This window comes from Vibrio kyushuensis, assembly GCF_050337325.1.
Classification (GTDB): domain Bacteria; phylum Pseudomonadota; class Gammaproteobacteria; order Enterobacterales; family Vibrionaceae; genus Vibrio; species Vibrio kyushuensis.
Window position 1 is genome coordinate 44101 of sequence record NZ_JAKJSV010000009.1, and the last position, 17081, is coordinate 61181.

General features: G+C 43.1%; 11 protein-coding genes. 8 read left to right on the forward strand and 3 right to left on the reverse strand.

The window, feature by feature from the left end:
- Window positions 1–22 precede the first annotated feature (22 nt).
- Window positions 23–2824, reverse strand: coding sequence for a two-component sensor histidine kinase BarA (barA, locus tag L4D20_RS19140; RefSeq protein ID WP_428803189.1), 2802 nt, complete (start codon window positions 2822–2824; stop codon window positions 23–25).
- Window positions 2825–2992: 168 nt separating this feature from the next.
- On the opposite strand from barA, the gene rlmD reads away from it, so the two are divergent.
- The 6 genes from rlmD (at window position 2993) to L4D20_RS19170 (ending at window position 12447) form a co-directional block, all read left to right on the forward strand.
- Window positions 2993–4309: a 23S rRNA (uracil(1939)-C(5))-methyltransferase RlmD gene (gene rlmD, locus L4D20_RS19145; RefSeq protein WP_428803190.1), complete on the forward strand. Its 1317-nt coding sequence runs from the start codon at window positions 2993–2995 to the stop codon at window positions 4307–4309.
- Between the two features lie 99 nt (window positions 4310–4408).
- Window positions 4409–6631: a GTP diphosphokinase gene (gene relA, locus L4D20_RS19150; RefSeq protein ID WP_428803191.1), complete on the forward strand. Its 2223-nt coding sequence runs from the start codon at window positions 4409–4411 to the stop codon at window positions 6629–6631.
- Window positions 6632–6837: 206 nt separating this feature from the next.
- Window positions 6838–7674, forward strand: a complete 837-nt coding sequence (mazG, locus tag L4D20_RS19155) for a nucleoside triphosphate pyrophosphohydrolase (RefSeq protein WP_428803192.1) — start codon at window positions 6838–6840, stop codon at window positions 7672–7674.
- 209 nt (window positions 7675–7883) lie between these two features.
- Window positions 7884–9524, forward strand: coding sequence for a CTP synthase (gene pyrG / locus L4D20_RS19160; protein WP_428803193.1), 1641 nt, complete (start codon window positions 7884–7886; stop codon window positions 9522–9524).
- A 91-nt stretch (window positions 9525–9615) separates the two neighbouring features.
- Window positions 9616–10914, forward strand: a complete 1299-nt coding sequence (eno, locus tag L4D20_RS19165; RefSeq protein WP_428803194.1) for a phosphopyruvate hydratase — start codon at window positions 9616–9618, stop codon at window positions 10912–10914.
- A 351-nt stretch (window positions 10915–11265) separates the two neighbouring features.
- Entirely contained in the window at window positions 11266–12447 is a 1182-nt protein-coding gene (locus tag L4D20_RS19170) for an MFS transporter (protein ID WP_428803195.1), read from the forward strand.
- Between the two features lie 66 nt (window positions 12448–12513).
- Here the strand turns inward: L4D20_RS19170 and L4D20_RS19175 are convergent, their stop codons facing one another.
- The gene (locus L4D20_RS19175; protein ID WP_428803196.1) at window positions 12514–13725 is read right to left on the reverse strand and encodes a multifunctional CCA addition/repair protein; all 1212 of its coding nucleotides are present in this window, start codon (window positions 13723–13725) and stop codon (window positions 12514–12516) included.
- A gap of 86 nt (window positions 13726–13811) precedes the next feature.
- On the opposite strand from L4D20_RS19175, the gene L4D20_RS19180 reads away from it, so the two are divergent.
- Together L4D20_RS19180 and L4D20_RS19185 are read left to right on the forward strand one after the other, a co-directional pair.
- On the forward strand, window positions 13812–15431 hold the full coding sequence (locus L4D20_RS19180) for an ExeA family protein (RefSeq protein WP_428803197.1): 1620 nt from the start codon (window positions 13812–13814) through the stop codon (window positions 15429–15431).
- On the forward strand, window positions 15431–16297 hold the full coding sequence (locus L4D20_RS19185; protein ID WP_428803198.1) for a general secretion pathway protein GspB: 867 nt from the start codon (window positions 15431–15433) through the stop codon (window positions 16295–16297). The genes L4D20_RS19180 and L4D20_RS19185 overlap by 1 nt, the downstream gene beginning before the upstream one ends.
- A gap of 117 nt (window positions 16298–16414) precedes the next feature.
- Here the strand turns inward: L4D20_RS19185 and L4D20_RS19190 are convergent, their stop codons facing one another.
- Window positions 16415–17026: a TIGR04211 family SH3 domain-containing protein gene (locus L4D20_RS19190; protein WP_428803199.1), complete on the reverse strand. Its 612-nt coding sequence runs from the start codon at window positions 17024–17026 to the stop codon at window positions 16415–16417.
- Window positions 17027–17081: the final 55 nt, after the last annotated feature.

Sequence of the window (17081 nt, forward strand, 5' to 3'; positions counted from 1 at the left end):
CCGCTGAGGGTTTAGAGTAGGGCTATTCTGACTCTTCCAAATAGAATTGAGCTGTAGCTAGAACCTTATCCATTTCATCTTGTAGCTCAAATAACTCAGGTTCAACATCTTCGATACTATTGCCAGAGCGAAGGGCTGTTTCTATGGTTGCACAAGCCTTTTTAAGCCTCGGTACGCCACAATAAGAGCAGCTACCATGAAGTTTGTGAACGTAATGAATCAGCTCCTCAGTATCCTCAGGTTCATTCTCAAGTGCATTATCAACATGTGCATTCACTTCTGGAATATAGCTAACCAGCATTGTAAGCATCTCTTTGGCCAAATCCTCTTTATTGGCGGCCTGCTTTAAGGCTGCTTGCCAATCAATGATGACAGTGTGATGCTCGCTTGAACTCTCTTCCTGTTCAGTAACTTGGGTAAGATTGACCTGTTCTGACTGAGAAATATCGAGCTTTTCCACTTCACCTTCTAGGGTGTGTGGATTCCAATGAACTAAAACCTGTTGTAACACATGCTCTTCAATTGGCTTGGTTAAGTAGTCATCCATCCCTGCGTTAAGAAGGCGATCTCTTTCTCCTGCCATAGCATGAGCGGTAACAGCGACAACAGGTGTATTAGTGTTGAGCTCGGTCTGTTTGATCTTATGGCAGGCTGTCACCCCATCCATATGAGGCATCTGGATATCCATTAATACGATATCAAAGGCGTGATTCTCAGCTTGTTGGACGGCATCTCGGCCATTGGTACAAGCAATGATACTTTCAACACGCTCCTGCAATAGAGCTGTGATGAGTTTAAGGTTTGCAGGGTTATCATCAACGGCCATTACTTTCAGCGGGAGTGTCTCATGATAAGACTCTTCAATTGCCGGGAGCAGTGTTGGAGGTTGATTCGCAATCATCATCTGAAGTAACTTTTTACGAGAGAGCGGTTTGGTAATACATTGAACTTGGTGAGCTTGAATTAGGTGATCTGAAAGCGCTAATTCAGTACTTGGTGTCCCTACAATAACGTTTGGTGAGACAGTTTTTGCTTTCTCTACCCATTCCCCTATAGCCTCAACAGAAGCATTTTTATTAGGCGCTAAATTGAGAATGACATAATCATAGCGTTCACTTTCATCAGGCATGGATGAGCGATAAGTGACGATTAAACCTTCTTGAATAAGCATCTGCTGGATAACCGAGGCTGCTTGCATATTTGGTTCAATAAGTAACAAGTGGCGTTGATCAAGCGCTTGAGAGTCAACTATCGGGCTGATTGGCATATCGGTAACGTGCATGCGCAGAGTGAACCAGAAGGTTGACCCTTGGTGCAAGCGACTGGTCAAACTTATCTCTCCGCCCATTTGACTGACCAGTTTTTGGGTAATAACAAGTCCAAGCCCTGTACCACCATAACGGCGAGATATGCTGGCATCAGCCTGACTAAACGCTTGGAACAGCTGAGCCTGTTGTCTTTCTGATATGCCAATTCCGGTGTCTCTCACCATAAATTGAAGCTCAACCATGTCATCTTTTTGCGAGCGCAGTTCAACGCTAATATCAATATTGCCACGCTCGGTAAACTTGATTGAGTTGCCGACAAGGTTGGTTAGTACTTGCTGAATACGTAGCGGATCACCAACTAAACCAACCGGTACTTTAGGGTCGATTTTTAGCGTCAATTCCAACCCTTTTTCGTGCGCTGTCGTTGCCTGCAAGCTCACCACTTCTTCAAGGCTGTCTTGGAATTCGAATGGAATATTCTCCAGTGCCAGCTTGCCCGCTTCCAGTTTAGAAAAGTCCAAAATGTCGTTGATGATGCTAAGTAAGTTGTTGGCTGACTTTTCAATGGTTTGAAGGTAATCAGTTTGGCTATTGGTCAGTTGTGTTTTGAGCATCTGCCGAGTAAAGCCGATCACACCGTTCAGTGGTGTTCTTAATTCATGCGACATGTTGGCGAGAAATTCAGATTTTACCCGTGCCGCTTCTTGGGCGCGTTTTTTCGCAATATCTAACTCAACGTTTTGAATCTCTAGTTGTTCTAACGTTTCACGAAGATCCGAGGTAGCCTGATCGATACTGTGCTGCATTTCACTGTGGTAGGCAGAGAGAGACTCTGCCATGGCGTTAATTCCATTTCGTAGTGAATCCAGTTCGCCATGCATTTTCCCTTCAATACGTACATCAATATGGCCGCGACGAATGCGCTGAATCATATTTTTCATATGTTCGATTGGGCGGGTCACGTCATGCATTAAACGCATAGCAAAAATGGCAGAAAGCCCAAGACCAAGTAGCAACACTAATACGGAAAGAACGATCTCTTGATATTGCTGAAGGCGAAGTGAAGAGAGATCAAGTTCAATAGCAATGTAGCCGAAGGCTTGGCTTTCTCCTTCCGTTTCAGTTGCTATAGCTAAGCGAGATTCCGGTAAAATAGGCGTTCTTAATATCAGCGAGTTTTCATCAATTTGCGATGAACCATAGAGGGGAATCGGCTGAGCTTTAGGAAAAGTGAGAGATTCAAAGTTTGGGTGAAAGTTCGAGGTTACAAAGAGCTCATGTTTAGAATCGAAAACCGCGATACTACGAACGAATTTAGAATTTTTTCGGTGAGAGTAACTGATCAAGCGTCGAACCGCTTCATGACTCTGGTTCTTCATGCCATCTTCACTAGCAATTGCCAGCGGCTCAATGATATTTAACCCAGAATTAATTACTTGCGCTTCGAGGTCATGGTAGCGGTTATAAGAGAAGAAGCTACTCAGTAACAAGCCAATTATAAGGGTTGGCGCTAAAGTAAGGGTAATAACTCGCGCACGTAAGCCATATCTAGTCATTATTATCTAAACATCGTGGGTTGGATATGGGAAAATAACCCGCTAAGCGAATTATTAAGTGAATCACTTAGCTTAATCAAGTCGACGCGTTTCGACAATATACCCAGTGATAAATAGTGATACTGGGAGTAAATTAATCAGCAAGCAATTACTTTAGGCATTAAGAGCATGGCACGTTTTTTCCAACCAAAAAAGAAAACACAAATCGAAACCAAACATCAATCGGTATTGGTTGAGAAACTCGATAACCTAGGCTCAGGTATTGCTTATTTAAATAAGAAGCCAGTCTTTATCGATCAAGCGCTGCCGAGTGAGAAAGTTGTTGTTCAGCTTACGGAAAGCAAAAGTAAGTTCTCACGAGCAAAACTCATCAAAGTATTAGAACCTAGTGCGCAACGAGTGACGCCATTTTGCCGCTATTATCAGCAATGCGGTGGTTGTAATTTACAGCACTTCGATTTGGATGCCCAACGTGAGTACAAGCAGCAGTCACTTAGCCAATTGATGAGTAAATTTGCCGGCCAAGAACTCGCGTTGTCGTCAATGATTGCTGAAGGTGATAAAGGCTACCGACGCCGTGCTCGTATAAGCCTAATGGTTGATAAAAAAACGCGAAAATTACAATTTGGCTTTCGAAAAAAACAGAGCAAGCAGATCGTTAATATCGATCATTGTGATGTCCTTGAGCCAAGCTTAAGTGCTCTATTACCGGAACTTAAGTTGTTACTTACTGGCTTTAAAAATACCGATAGCCTAGGGCATGTAGAACTGGTCAAAGGCGATAACGGCATTGTGTTGGTATTACGCCACCTAAAACCACTGACAGATAAAGATCGCAATGGCTTAATCGAACTTGCCGATCAGTATCAAGCGACCTTATATCTAATGCCGAGCAGCGATGAGCTCGTTTTAACCACAGGAAAAGTAGCAACCTATCAAGAAGCGGGCGTCACTCTTTCATTTATGCCTAATCACTTTATTCAAGTGAATCAAGATGTGAATGAAAAAATGATCAATCAAGCGCTTGAGTGGCTAAACGTGTCTGACCAAGATCGAGTGTTGGATCTTTTCTGTGGTTTAGGTAATTTCAGTTTGCCTTTGGCCAAGCTTGCGAAGAGTGTCGTTGGAGTTGAAGGGGTTGATGAGATGGTTAAGCAAGCTGCTGATAACGCCTCAGATAACCAACTAACTAACGCTCGCTTCTATCAAGCCAACTTAGAAGATGAGCTGATTAGTCAGCCTTGGGCGCAAGAAAAATTCGATAAAGTACTACTTGATCCAGCTAGAGCTGGTGCGAGTGGGATCGTTGATCAACTTTCACAATTTGGCGCAAAAAGCATTGTTTATGTTTCTTGCAATCCTGCTACCCTTGCAAGGGATAGCCAGAGCTTACTTGAACAGGGCTATCAGCTGAAAAAAATAGGTATGTTGGATATGTTCCCTCATAGCAGTCATTTAGAATCAATGGCCCTTTTTGAAAAATAGAACCAAGCGTAAACCCAATAAAATATAGAACAACCAAGACATAGAACTAACTAAGATTCAGTTAGTCAAAGGCATAATAATAATTTCTAGGATGAAAAGATGGTTGCGGTAAGAAGCGCACATTTAAACCCAAACGAACAGTTTGATTTAGATAACTGGGTGGCTAGCCTAGGACAAGAAAAAAACATCGCGAAACGCTTAAAAGAAGTGTATCGCCATTGCGAAACGATCGTCGAGGGGCGAGAAGACGCTCAACTACTATTGTGGCGTGGGCGAGAAATGAATGAGATTTTGGTGACCTTATCAATGGATAAGGCCACTTTGGTTGCAGCGCAGCTTTTTCCTTTGGTTTCCGCGGGTGCGTTTGAGCGGGAGCTTTTCGAAGAGAGCTATGGCAAAGAGACCATCAAACTTATCGATGGTGTGGAAGAGATGGCGGCCCTTGGTCAGTTAAACGTGACTCTTGAAGGGAGCGCGGCTTCTGGTCAAGTAGATAACGTACGTCGCATGCTTCTTGCTATGGTGGATGATTTCCGCTGCGTTGTTATTAAGCTTGCTGAGCGTATCTGTAACCTAATCGAAGTTAAAAAAGCCCCTGATGAAGTGCGTAGAGCGGCAGCAAAAGAGTGTGCCAATATCTATGCGCCATTGGCAAACCGCTTGGGCATTGGTCAATTAAAGTGGGAAATTGAAGATTACGCCTTCCGTTATCAGCACTCAGATACCTACAAGCAAATTGCCAAGCAACTTTCCGAGCGTCGTATTGTACGTGAACAGTACATTACTGATTTTGTTGATGACTTAACTTCTGAAATGAATACTTCAAACATCAATGCAGAGGTAAGTGGTCGACCTAAGCATATCTACAGCATTTGGAGAAAAATGCAGAAGAAGAGCTTAGACTTTGATGAACTATTTGATGTTCGAGCGGTAAGGATCATCGCAGACCAATTGCAAGATTGTTATGCCGCATTAGGCATGGTTCATACCAAGTATAAGCATCTTCCAAGCGAATTTGATGATTACGTAGCGAACCCGAAACCCAATGGCTACCAATCAATCCATACTGTTGTTCTTGGCCCTGAAGGCAAAACAATAGAAATTCAGATCCGCACCAAGCAGATGCATGAAGACTCTGAGCTAGGGGTCGCAGCGCACTGGAAGTACAAAGAGGGTCCGAGCACGGCTCGTAGTGGTTACGATGAAAAGATCACTTGGCTACGCAAACTGATCGACTGGCAAGAAGAGATGTCAGATTCAGGTGAAATGCTGGATGAAGTAAGAAGCCAAGTATTTGATGATCGTGTGTACGCGTTTACGCCACGTGGTGATGTGGTTGATCTACCGATGGGAGCAACGCCGTTAGACTTTGCTTACCACATTCACTCTATGGTCGGTCACCGTTGTATCGGGGCCAAAGTAGCAGGTCGCATTGTGCCATTTACCCATAAGCTAACCATGGGTGATCAAGTTGAGATTATCACACAAAAAGAGCCTAATCCGTCTCGTGACTGGTTAAATCCAACACTAGGCTTTGTTCACTCAGGACGTGCTCGCGCCAAGATTAATGCTTGGTTTAGAAAAGAGAGCCGAGAGAAAAACCTAGAGGCGGGTAAAGAGATTCTTGAAGTTGAGTTAGCCAAAATTGGCGCATCGCTCAAGCATGCTCAGGAATATGCGTTAAAACGTTTCAACGTTAATACAACCGATGAGCTCTATGCGGGTGTTGGCAGTGGTGACTTACGCATTAACCAAGTGGTTAATCATATTAATGCACTGGTAAATAAACCAACAGCGGAAGAAGAAGACAAGCAGGCGCTTGAAAAACTTCAAGAAGCTGAAAACAAGCCTTCCGTTCAGAGCCGTCCGAATAAAGATGCCGTAGTTGTAGAAGGGGTTGATAACCTAATGACGCACCTAGCAAGGTGTTGTCAGCCAATTCCTGGTGATGAAATTAAAGGCTATATAACCCAAGGTCGTGGTATCTCTGTCCACAGAGGTGATTGCGAGCAACTTGGTGAGCTTCATCATCATGCGCCAGAGCGAATCATTGATACGGTATGGGGCAGTGGTTTTGTCGGCTCGTACATTTTAACCGTACGCATCGAAGCGATGGAGCGAAGTGGGTTATTAAAGGATATAACATCGCTACTGGCGAATGAGAAAATAAAAGTAACCAGTATGAAAAGCCGCACTGATTATAAGCGTCAGCTTTCCATTATGGACTTTGATTTAGAGCTGACGAATATTGAAATACTGACGCGAGTGACGACACGAGTAGAGCAGTTGAAAGATGTCATGTCGGTGAAACGCCTCGGCTGATTTTTACGTCATATTTGGTGTTCTAGCTTTGTTAGCTTTGTTTACTCGCTCCATCACATAGGCAAGCTATGCTCAGGAGTCTCGTAAACTTTGCTGCCGCGCTAGAACTTCAACTATTTAGTGAAAATAATTTGTCCATATATAGATTAACTTAGAAGGTGAGTAGTAATAGCTACTCACCTTTTTATTTAAAGGAAGAGATAGAAATGAGTCACCCAATTGAACAGTTAGAGCAAATCATGGCGCAATTGCGTGATTCAGAAAATGGTTGTCCGTGGGATAAAAAACAGACCTTTGACACAATTGTTCCGCACACCATTGAAGAAACTTATGAAGTGGTGGATGCGATTCATAATAAAGATTGGCCTAATCTAAAAGAAGAGCTGGGTGACTTACTGTTTCAAGTAATCTTCTACAGCCAAATGGCCAAAGAAGAAGGGTTGTTTGATTTTTCAGAAGTGGTCGATACCGTCAATGAAAAATTAACTCGTCGTCATCCACATGTTTTTTCAGATGTTGAATTTGAAAGTGAAGAAGCGATTAACGCTAACTGGGAAATAGAGAAAGCGAAAGAAAAAGCGGAGCTTAAAGCTTTAGAAGGTGCTAAAAGTGGCAAGCTAGCGACTGAAAGCATCTTGGACGCTATACCCAATTCTCTACCAGCTCTACCCAAAGCGATAAAAATACAGAAGAAAGTGGCTAAATTTGGATTTGACTGGGACACGTTAGGCCCAGTAGTTGGAAAAGTTCATGAAGAGATTGAAGAGGTCATGGAAGAGGCGCTTCAAGTGGAAGTGAATTCTGAGCGAGTAGAAAGTGAACTTGGAGATCTACTCTTTGCTGTTGTTAACTTATCTCGGCATCTTGGGCAAAACCCAGAGTCGGCCCTGAGTAAAGCGAACCTGAAATTTTCAACACGTTTCAAGAAAGTAGAAGAGTTAGTCAGTCAGAAGGATAAGACATTAACGGATTTCAATTTGCAGCAGCTAGATGCAATGTGGGATGAAGTTAAGCGTCTAGAAAAAGAGAATAAGAATAATTAGTTGATGGTGAATTTGTTTACTAATGGTTAAAAGTTGACTCATATTAGATTTTGACTAACTTAAAAGTGAACACACAAATTGATTTGAAGCAAAAAATAAAAAATCACAGTGTGATAGATTTCACGTTGTGGCGATAAGGGGCTTCTGGTATATTTACACCCCGTCCAGAAGTAGTCCATTTCCCTCATTCAACCAATTTCAGGTTAAACATGACGACAAATTACATTTTTGTTACTGGCGGGGTTGTATCCTCTCTAGGTAAAGGTATTGCAGCAGCATCATTAGCTGCTATTTTAGAAGCTCGTGGTCTTAAAGTGACTATGATGAAGCTTGACCCTTACATCAACGTTGATCCGGGTACAATGAGCCCAACTCAGCATGGTGAAGTGTTCGTTACGGAAGATGGCGCTGAAACTGACCTTGACCTTGGTCACTACGAACGTTTCATTCGTACCAAGATGACTAAGCGTAACAATTTCACTGCAGGTCGTGTTTACGCAGATGTTCTACGTAAAGAGCGTCGCGGCGATTACCTTGGTGCAACTATTCAGGTTATTCCTCACATCACTAATGCGATCAAAGATCGTGTGATTGCTGGTTCTGAAGGTCATGATATTGCATTGGTTGAAGTTGGTGGCACGGTTGGTGATATCGAATCTCTACCATTCATGGAAGCTATTCGTCAGTTAGCGGTTGAACTAGGACGTGAACGCGCAATGTTCATGCACCTAACGTTAGTTCCTTACCTAGCAGCTGCTGGTGAAGTGAAAACGAAACCAACTCAGCACTCAGTGAAAGAACTTCTATCTATCGGTATTCAACCAGATATTCTGGTTTGTCGTAGCGATCGTGTTATCCCTGCAAACGAACGTAAGAAAATTGCTCTTTTCTGTAACGTACAAGAAAAAGCAGTTATCTCAATGAAAGATGTAGATTCAATCTACAAGATCCCACAACTTATTAAAGCTCAAGGTACAGATGACCTTGTATGTAAGCGCTTTGGTATTGAAGCTCCAGAAGCTGATCTTTCTGAGTGGGAACAAGTTATTTATGAAGATGCGAACCCAACAGCTGAAGTAACTATTGGTATGGTCGGTAAGTACATCGAACTTCCTGATGCTTACAAATCAGTTAACGAAGCTCTGAAACACGCGGGCTTGAAAAATCGCCTAAGCGTGACCATTAAGTATGTAGACTCTCAAGATGTTGAGTCTAAAGGCTTTGAAATGCTTGAAGGTCTAGATGCTATTCTAGTTCCTGGTGGCTTCGGTGACCGTGGTATTGAAGGTAAGATTCTTGCAGCTCAATATGCGCGTGAAAACAAAGTTCCATACTTAGGCATTTGTCTAGGTATGCAAGTTGCCCTAATTGAGTACGCACGTAATGTAGCGGGTCTTGAAGGTGCACATTCAACAGAATTTAACAAAGAGACGAAGTATCCTGTAGTAGGATTGATCACCGAATGGGTTGATGGCGAAGGTAAAGTTGAAGAACGTACCGAAACCTCAGATCTTGGTGGTACTATGCGTCTTGGTTCACAGCTGTGTCACCTTGCTAAAGGGACGAAAGCTTATGAACTTTACGGTAGCGCGACGATCCATGAACGTCATCGTCACCGTTACGAAGTGAATAATAATCTTCGTCCACAAATTGAAAAAGCTGGTCTGAAAGTATCTGGCTTATCTGCGGACAAGAAACTGGTAGAAGTTATTGAGAACCCAGAGCACCCATGGTTTGTTGCTGCTCAGTTCCACCCAGAGTTCACTTCAACTCCTCGTGATGGTCACCCATTGTTTGCAGGCTTTGTGAAAGCGGCAGGTGATTACCAACGCGGTGAGTTTGAAAAATAAGATTTGAAGTAAGAATACAGGCAGTGATATAGGAATTTATATTGCTGCCTTTAATTTGACATTTATATATTCAACGAGAAGGAAACATTCAATGTCTAAGATCGTTAAAGTTCTAGGTCGTGAAATCATCGATTCACGTGGTAACCCAACTGTAGAAGCTGAAGTACACCTAGAAGGCGGTTTCGTAGGTATGGCAGCTGCACCATCTGGCGCATCTACTGGTTCTCGCGAAGCTCTTGAGCTACGTGACGGTGACAAATCACGTTTCCTAGGTAAAGGTGTTCTTAAAGCAATTGAAGCTGTAAACGGCCCAATCGCTGAAGCACTTGCTGGTAAAGACGCGAAAGCACAAGCTGACGTTGACCAAGTGATGATCGACCTTGACGGTACTGAGAACAAATCTAAGTTCGGTGCTAACGCTATCCTAGCTGTTTCTCTAGCGAACGCTAAAGCTGCTGCTGCTGCTAAAGGCATGCCTTTGTTCGAGCACATTGCTGAGCTAAACGGTACTGCTGGTCAGTTCTCTATGCCTCTTCCAATGATGAACATCATCAATGGTGGTGAGCACGCTGATAACAACGTTGACATCCAAGAGTTCATGATCCAACCAGTTGGCGCTAAAACTCTTAAAGAAGCTCTACGTATTGGTGCTGAAGTATTCCACAACCTTGCTAAAGTTCTTAAGTCTAAAGGCTACAGCACTGCAGTTGGTGATGAAGGTGGTTTCGCTCCTAACCTTAAGTCTAACGCTGAAGCTCTAGAAGTTATCGCAGAAGCTGTTGCAGCTGCTGGTTACGAACTAGGTAAAGACGTTACTCTTGCTATGGACTGTGCTGCTTCTGAGTTTTACGACAAAGAAACTGGTAAGTACAACATGAAAGGCGAAGGTAAAATCTTCACTTCTGAAGAGTTCAACCACTACCTAGCTGAGCTTGCGAACAACTTCCCAATCGTATCTATCGAAGATGGTCTTGACGAGTCTGATTGGGCTGGCTTCAAGCACCAAACTGAACTTCTAGGCGACAAGCTTCAACTAGTTGGTGACGATCTATTCGTTACAAACACTAAGATTCTAGCTCGTGGTATCGAAGAAGGCATCACTAACTCTATCCTTATCAAGTTCAACCAAATCGGTTCACTTACAGAGACTCTAGCTGCAATCAAGATGGCTAAAGACGCTGGCTTCACTGCAGTAATCTCTCACCGTTCTGGCGAAACTGAAGATGCAACTATCGCTGATCTAGCGGTAGGTACTGCTGCAGGTCAAATCAAAACTGGTTCTATGAGCCGTTCTGACCGTGTTGCTAAGTACAACCAACTTCTACGTATTGAAGAAGCTCTAGGTTCTAAAGCTCCTTACAACGGTCTTAAAGAAGTTAAAGGTCAATAATCTCTCTGGTTTTTAAACCAAAGGAATTGTTAATCTAAGCTTTGAGTGCCTCGCTAACGCGGGGCATTTTTTTGTCCGTAGAAAATGGCGGGAAGAGGCTCTAGGTTCTAAAGCTCCTCCTTTTTACAACGAAAGCGGTCTTAAAGAAGTTAAAGGTCAATAATTCACGCTTGAATTATTAACTTAAGCTTTTGAAACGCTCTACTTCGGTAGGGCGTTTTTTTATGCCAGTAAGAAATACCCACAAAGGAATCACTGTAAGTTTAATCTAACATCATGATAGAGTCGTACGCACAAGTGTGCCTTCTTAGATGAGCAGCTTGAGGATAGTTGCACGACAAGGAAGAACTTATGACCGAAAAAGCTTCAAACTGGAAGACCCCACAAAACTTTCTATTAATCATCTCTATTATCGTACCCATAGCATTTTCTAGTTGGATGGCACTACTCAATAACTTTGTCATCGAAAAAGCCAATTTTGATGGTAGTGATATTGGATTGCTGCAAAGTGTTCGTGAAATTCCCGGCTTTCTCGCTTTTACGGTTGTCTTTGTATTGCTCTTTATTCGTGAGCAACGATTCATGCTTATATCGCTAGCAATGTTGACGCTAGGTACGGCGATTACCGGTCTATTTCCAAGTGTTATTGGGCTACTCATGACCACGCTGCTGATGTCGACGGGTTTTCATTATTTTGAGACGCTAAAGCAGTCACTCTCACTGCAATGGTTGAGTAAAGAAGAAGCGCCGGAAATGCTTGGAAAATTGATATCCGTTGGGGCGCTGGCATCACTGCTGACCTACGGTGCTATTTGGGTCATGTTCGAGGTGTTTGCTCTGGAGTTTGTCTGGGTTTACTCCATTACTGGTGGTATCGGGTTTTTGTTAGTGCTTTGGATAACTTTCGCTTTTCCTGAGTTTAAGACGGAAACCCCACAGAACAAAAAATTGGTGCTTCGAAAACGTTACTGGCTGTATTACGCATTGACCTTTATGAGTGGTGCAAGAAGGCAGATATTCACTGTTTTTGCCGGTTTCCTAATGGTCGAGAAGTTTGGCTATTCGGTGGCTGACATTACACTTCTGTTTCTTATTAACTATCTGTTTAATTTCCTATTCGCGAAAAAAATAGGGCGATTTATTGGTGTGGTGGGTGAGAGAAAAGCGCTTATTTTTGAGTATGTCGGGCTATTCTTTGTTTTTGTTGGTTATGGCTTGGTTCAATCCGCTGAATGGGCGGCTGCGCTTTATGTCGTTGATCACCTATTTTTTGCTTTGGCTCTCGCGATCAAAACGTACTTTCAGAAGATTGCCGATCCCGCTGATATGGCGTCGACTGCGGGGGTTGCCTTTACCATAAATCACATTGCTGCGGTTATCATTCCGGTGACTTTTGGTCTTATTTGGTTAGTGTCTCCATCGACCGTGTTTTATATAGGAGCTGGTATGGCTGGGATCTCGTTGCTGTTGTCTCTGAATATCCCTGGTAAACCAGAAGAGGGGAATGAGGTTCGAGTATTACGCTGGAACTAATTATCGATATCACAAAAGCCTTACTTTCATGTGAGAAAAGTAAGGCTTTTTAGCAATACGAATTCGTTAAATATTGGCTATCGCTTCAATACGTCGTTTATCCATTTCAGTTCTAATATCTTTTCCCGTAAACCCATCAGCAATGATGTCTTGAACATTGACGCTTAACGCGGCTTGATAAGCTTGTTCGAAGGTGTTTTTTTGTGGGTACTCAATATCTTCAAATCCAGTTCTTCCTCGGCTATCAGCCATACAGCAAAGTAGGATATCAACGAGGCGATCAGGCTTACGCCATACATCAAACTTATTTAGAACCTTAAGTTTTGTGCTTGCCTTAAGCTCGTCAGCTCGATGAATGTTTGAGTGCTGCTCACAAACTATGAGAGCAAGCTCTTTAAACTCATTGGGTACACGGACGCGATCACAGAGGGTCTTAATCAACTTAACCCCAGTATGGCAATGCATCTTATGACTCGGCCATTCCTCTTTCGGCGTTATGCCTTTGCCTAAGTCGTGAACTTGCGACGCGAAACGAACGGGCAGTGATTCAGATAGTCGAGCGGCTTGCTTAGCCACCATTAGGGTATGAATGCCAGTATCTATTTCTGGGTGCCACTGTTCTGGTTGAGGTACACCAAAGAGCTGAGAGACTTCAGGCAAAACAACTTTCAAAGCACCACACTCCTGTAGTACCGAAAGAAACTCCTGTGGGTCTTGAGTCGAGAGTGACTTATGCCACTCTTGCCAAACACGCTCGGCGGTGAGGTGTTCTAACTCTCCTGATTGACTGATGGTTTTCATCAGCTTCATTGTTTCAGGCGCGATGGTAAAACCAAGGTGTTTAAGCTTAGCGGCGAAGCGTGCAACACGAAGTACTCGCAGGGGATCTTCGGTAAAGGCATCAGATACGTGGCGTAGGATACGATCATTTATATCGTTTTGACCGCCGTAGGGATCAATCAATTTCCCTTGATTATCTTGTGCAATAGCATTGATAGTTAAATCTCGGCGAAGAAGATCCTCTTCTAGAGTGACATCAGTTGAGAAATAGCAATCAAAGCCAGTATATCCAGCCGCCGTTTTTCGCTCTGTACGTGCCAGCGCATGCTCTTGTTTCGTCTTAGGGTGAATGAATACAGGGAAGTCTTTTCCTACCGCGCTAAAACCCTTAGCGAGCATTTCTTTGGGTGTGCTACCAACTACAACCCAGTCTTTGTCATAGACGTCGAGTTTGAGTAATTGATCGCGAACTGCACCGCCTACTAAGTATACTTGCACCTTAAATCCTTGAATTTTGTCGTTTGCCATTGGCGTTCAATGTTAGTAATGGTACTTTTCTTATCAATTAAATTATAGAGACGAGAATGATGTATCAGGATTTTTTTGCTTTTAGTGAGCCACCATTTTCCATTGTGCCCAATTCTCGTTATCTATTTTTGAGCCAACGCCACAAAGAAGCGATACAACACTTAGAGGCCGGCTTAGGTGAAGGTGGCGGTTTTGCGATGTTAACGGGCGAGGTGGGTACTGGTAAAACGACCGTAGCCAAAGCGATGCTGGCTAACTTGGGTGAATCTACCCAAGCTGGGCTTATCTTAAATCCGACCTTTTCCGATATTGAACTTCTCGAAGCCATTTGCGATGAGTTTTCTGTCAGCTACCCAGATGGAGCGACACTAAAGCAGCTCAGTCAGGCGTTATATCAGTTTTTGCTAGCTAACCATGCCAATGGCATACAAACATTGTTGGTTATCGATGAAGCTCAGCATTTAGCTGCTGACGTATTAGAGCAGTTACGGCTACTAACCAATCTGGAAACCGACAGTCAGAAGCTACTTAAAGTTTTGTTAATTGGTCAGCCGGAACTGCAAGATAAACTAAAGATGCCGCAACTGCGTCAATTAGCACAACGAATAACGGGTCGTTATCATTTACTGCCTTTAACGGTTGAAGAAGGGGCGAAATATATTCAGTTCCGCCTTGAAACCGCAGGCGGTGATTGCCGCCTTTTTCCTGCAAACGGATTAAAGTACATTGCCGTTCAAACGCAAGGGATCCCAAGGTTAATAAATCTAGTTTGCGATGCCGTATTAAAGTCAGCGTATCAATCCGGTATTAAGCAGCTAAACAAATCACTCATTCAAAGCGCTTGCCATGAAGTGATGCAATTTCAAACATCGTTTGTCTTGGCACCAAAATCAGCGCCAGCATCTAATTTTTGGCCTGTCATTGGTAGTCTGTCATTGGGCGTTGCTGTATCCGTCGCCATTTACTTAGGCAGCTCTAGTTGGATAGAACAAAGCATTGAAAGTACGTTGGAGCCAGAGGTTAGTGTGGTTGTGCCTGACTCAATAACTCAAGAAGTACTTTCTCCTGAGCTTAAAAATCAGCTAAAGCAATCCAGCAGTTTAGAAGAAAGTATTGGTGACTTGTACCAAGCCTGGGGCTACCGAGCGACGGTTCTCGATAGATTATGTGAACGTGAATCGAGTCCTTCTCAGTTGTTTCGGTGTGAACAAGCTCAAGGGAGTTGGGAAGATGTTCTTAAGCTCAACATGCCTGTAGTGATGCATTTGGATATTGATAATCAAATGAATTATGCAGTGCTGTATAGAGCCAATAACAACGGTAAAGTTGAATTGATTTTTAATGGTCAAAGAGTGCGGTTCGATAGCCAGTGGCTTGAATCTCTTTGGACTGGTGAATACCACTATATTTGGCAGTCAAAATTTCAACAAGTACTTAAAAAAGGCATGTCTGGAGAGCAGGTATATCAACTGGATAGCAAGCTATCTGACCTTATTGGAGAGGCGGCAAGCCAATCTAGACACTTTGATGAACAGCTAGAGCGAAAAGTAAAACTGTTCCAGCGTTGGCAAGGGATGTCAGTCGATGGCATTGCAGGTCGAGATACACTAAAAACATTAGCGCTTCTTACTCAAGATAATATGCCCAAATTAGATACATTAAGTGAGGCTAATTAATGTCTGAAATATTGAAAGCACTCAAGGCTTCCGAGCAAGAGCATCAGCGCTACGACGCCGTGTCTACAGTAACAATAAATCAATCGGCTAGTACTGCGCCCAAAGCATCACGAATGATTATTGCAATGGCCTTTACTGCACCTGTGATACTCACCGTTTCTTGGCTTAGTTATGATACGTACCAACGCTATCAACAGCACCAAGTTAGCTCTTCTATCGTGGTTAACGCTGAACCTGAAATCATTGAAGTTGAAAGCACTTTTCTGGCGTTACCTTACCTTGATAAGAGTGACTTGAAAACGACTCAAGTAAGAGTGGAACCAGCAAGTATAACTGCAATGTCAGAGGTGGCCTATGTAGTAGGGGATGAGCAAAATGTATCGCAGCCTGTAACGGCTGTAGCGGTTAAACCGAGCGTTGATGCTTCAAACCTTAACACTGCTGAAGAGCCTGTTATTGATAATTTGTCTCAATTAGATTTAAGTCAATTTTCGCCTGAGCTTGCCCAGCGTGTGCAGTCAGCCTTTTCAAACAGTGATAGCTCTTTGAATGTGACTGATCAAAACTCTAATAGTCCATCAGAATCACTGCAAAATGCTATGGAAGCGAATGTAACTGGTAATGCCATAAAGCTCTCTCAACGTGGTGCTGACTTTGTTGGATCACTTCCAGCAATGAACTTCCAAACCCACGTCTACTCTAGCCGAACAGACAAGCGTTGGGTGAAGATTAATGGAAGTGAATTTGTTGAAGGGGACAGAGTGAGCAGTGATGTGACGCTAGTCGCTATAGAACAGCGGTACTGCACGATAGAGTACCAAGGTCAGCTTATTGAAGTGCCCGCCTTGTATGATTGGAAAGGCTAAATTTAACTGAGAAAGATCAACATACCCTAGATTCAAGGCATTAAAAAAGGTCACATCAGTGACCTTATTCTGTTTAAGACAGACGATCTATTTATAAACCGTCTGTATTGGCGTCAATTAAGCCCAACCGTTTGGTGACTTTTTACGACGCGGCATGACGTGAGGAAGCAATAGTCCGAACAGTAGACCACCACCTGCAACACCACCACCGTACATAAAGTACTTCAGCAGTAAATCTTCTTTTTGAGTATCTAAGCGAGCACGTAGTTCACGAACCTCTGTTTGAGATGACGTGAGCTGTTGACTGATGTCACTATAGTTTTGCTCTAACTCTGCAATTTGTTGGTTACGAACATCAAGAGAGTCTATAAGACCCGCTTTTTCACTGTCTGCGTTACCACGAGCATTCGCCAGTTGAGATTTAACGGTTGTTAGCTCTTTCTCAAGTTTAGGTAGGCGTACAGCCATGCTTTCTTGACGAGTAACAAGACGAGTCTCAACCCAACCCTTACGACCTTTTGAATCTAGAATTTGGCTGTAACCAGTCTCTTTATTCGTCGTGAGAAGTTTAATTTTATCACCAGCGTCAATACTGCCAATAATACGGAACTGATTATTGGGGCCTGAGTGCATGTAAGTAAATAGTTTATCCGCGATATAGCGGTCTTGAGCAAAAGCTGCTGGAATGGCCATAAGAGAGACCAAAACCATGCAAATCAGTTTCTTCACAGTAAATCCTTTAACAATCTTGATTGTGTAAATATTTCTATTGGACAGATAGTAT

What these genes read in the sequence shown, in the direction of transcription:
- relA (WP_428803191.1), top strand. Translation starts at nt 4,409, where the DNA reads ATGGTTGCGGTAAGAAGCGCACATTTAAACCCAAACGAACAGTTTGAT.
- pyrG (WP_428803193.1), top strand. Translation starts at nt 7,884, where the DNA reads ATGACGACAAATTACATTTTTGTTACTGGCGGGGTTGTATCCTCTCTA.
- mazG (WP_428803192.1), top strand. Translation starts at nt 6,838, where the DNA reads ATGAGTCACCCAATTGAACAGTTAGAGCAAATCATGGCGCAATTGCGT.
- L4D20_RS19185 (WP_428803198.1), top strand. Translation starts at nt 15,431, where the DNA reads ATGTCTGAAATATTGAAAGCACTCAAGGCTTCCGAGCAAGAGCATCAG.
- barA (WP_428803189.1), bottom strand. Translation starts at nt 2,824, where the DNA reads ATGACTAGATATGGCTTACGTGCGCGAGTTATTACCCTTACTTTAGCG.
- rlmD (WP_428803190.1), top strand. Translation starts at nt 2,993, where the DNA reads ATGGCACGTTTTTTCCAACCAAAAAAGAAAACACAAATCGAAACCAAA.
- L4D20_RS19180 (WP_428803197.1), top strand. Translation starts at nt 13,812, where the DNA reads ATGATGTATCAGGATTTTTTTGCTTTTAGTGAGCCACCATTTTCCATT.
- eno (WP_428803194.1), top strand. Translation starts at nt 9,616, where the DNA reads ATGTCTAAGATCGTTAAAGTTCTAGGTCGTGAAATCATCGATTCACGT.
- L4D20_RS19170 (WP_428803195.1), top strand. Translation starts at nt 11,266, where the DNA reads ATGACCGAAAAAGCTTCAAACTGGAAGACCCCACAAAACTTTCTATTA.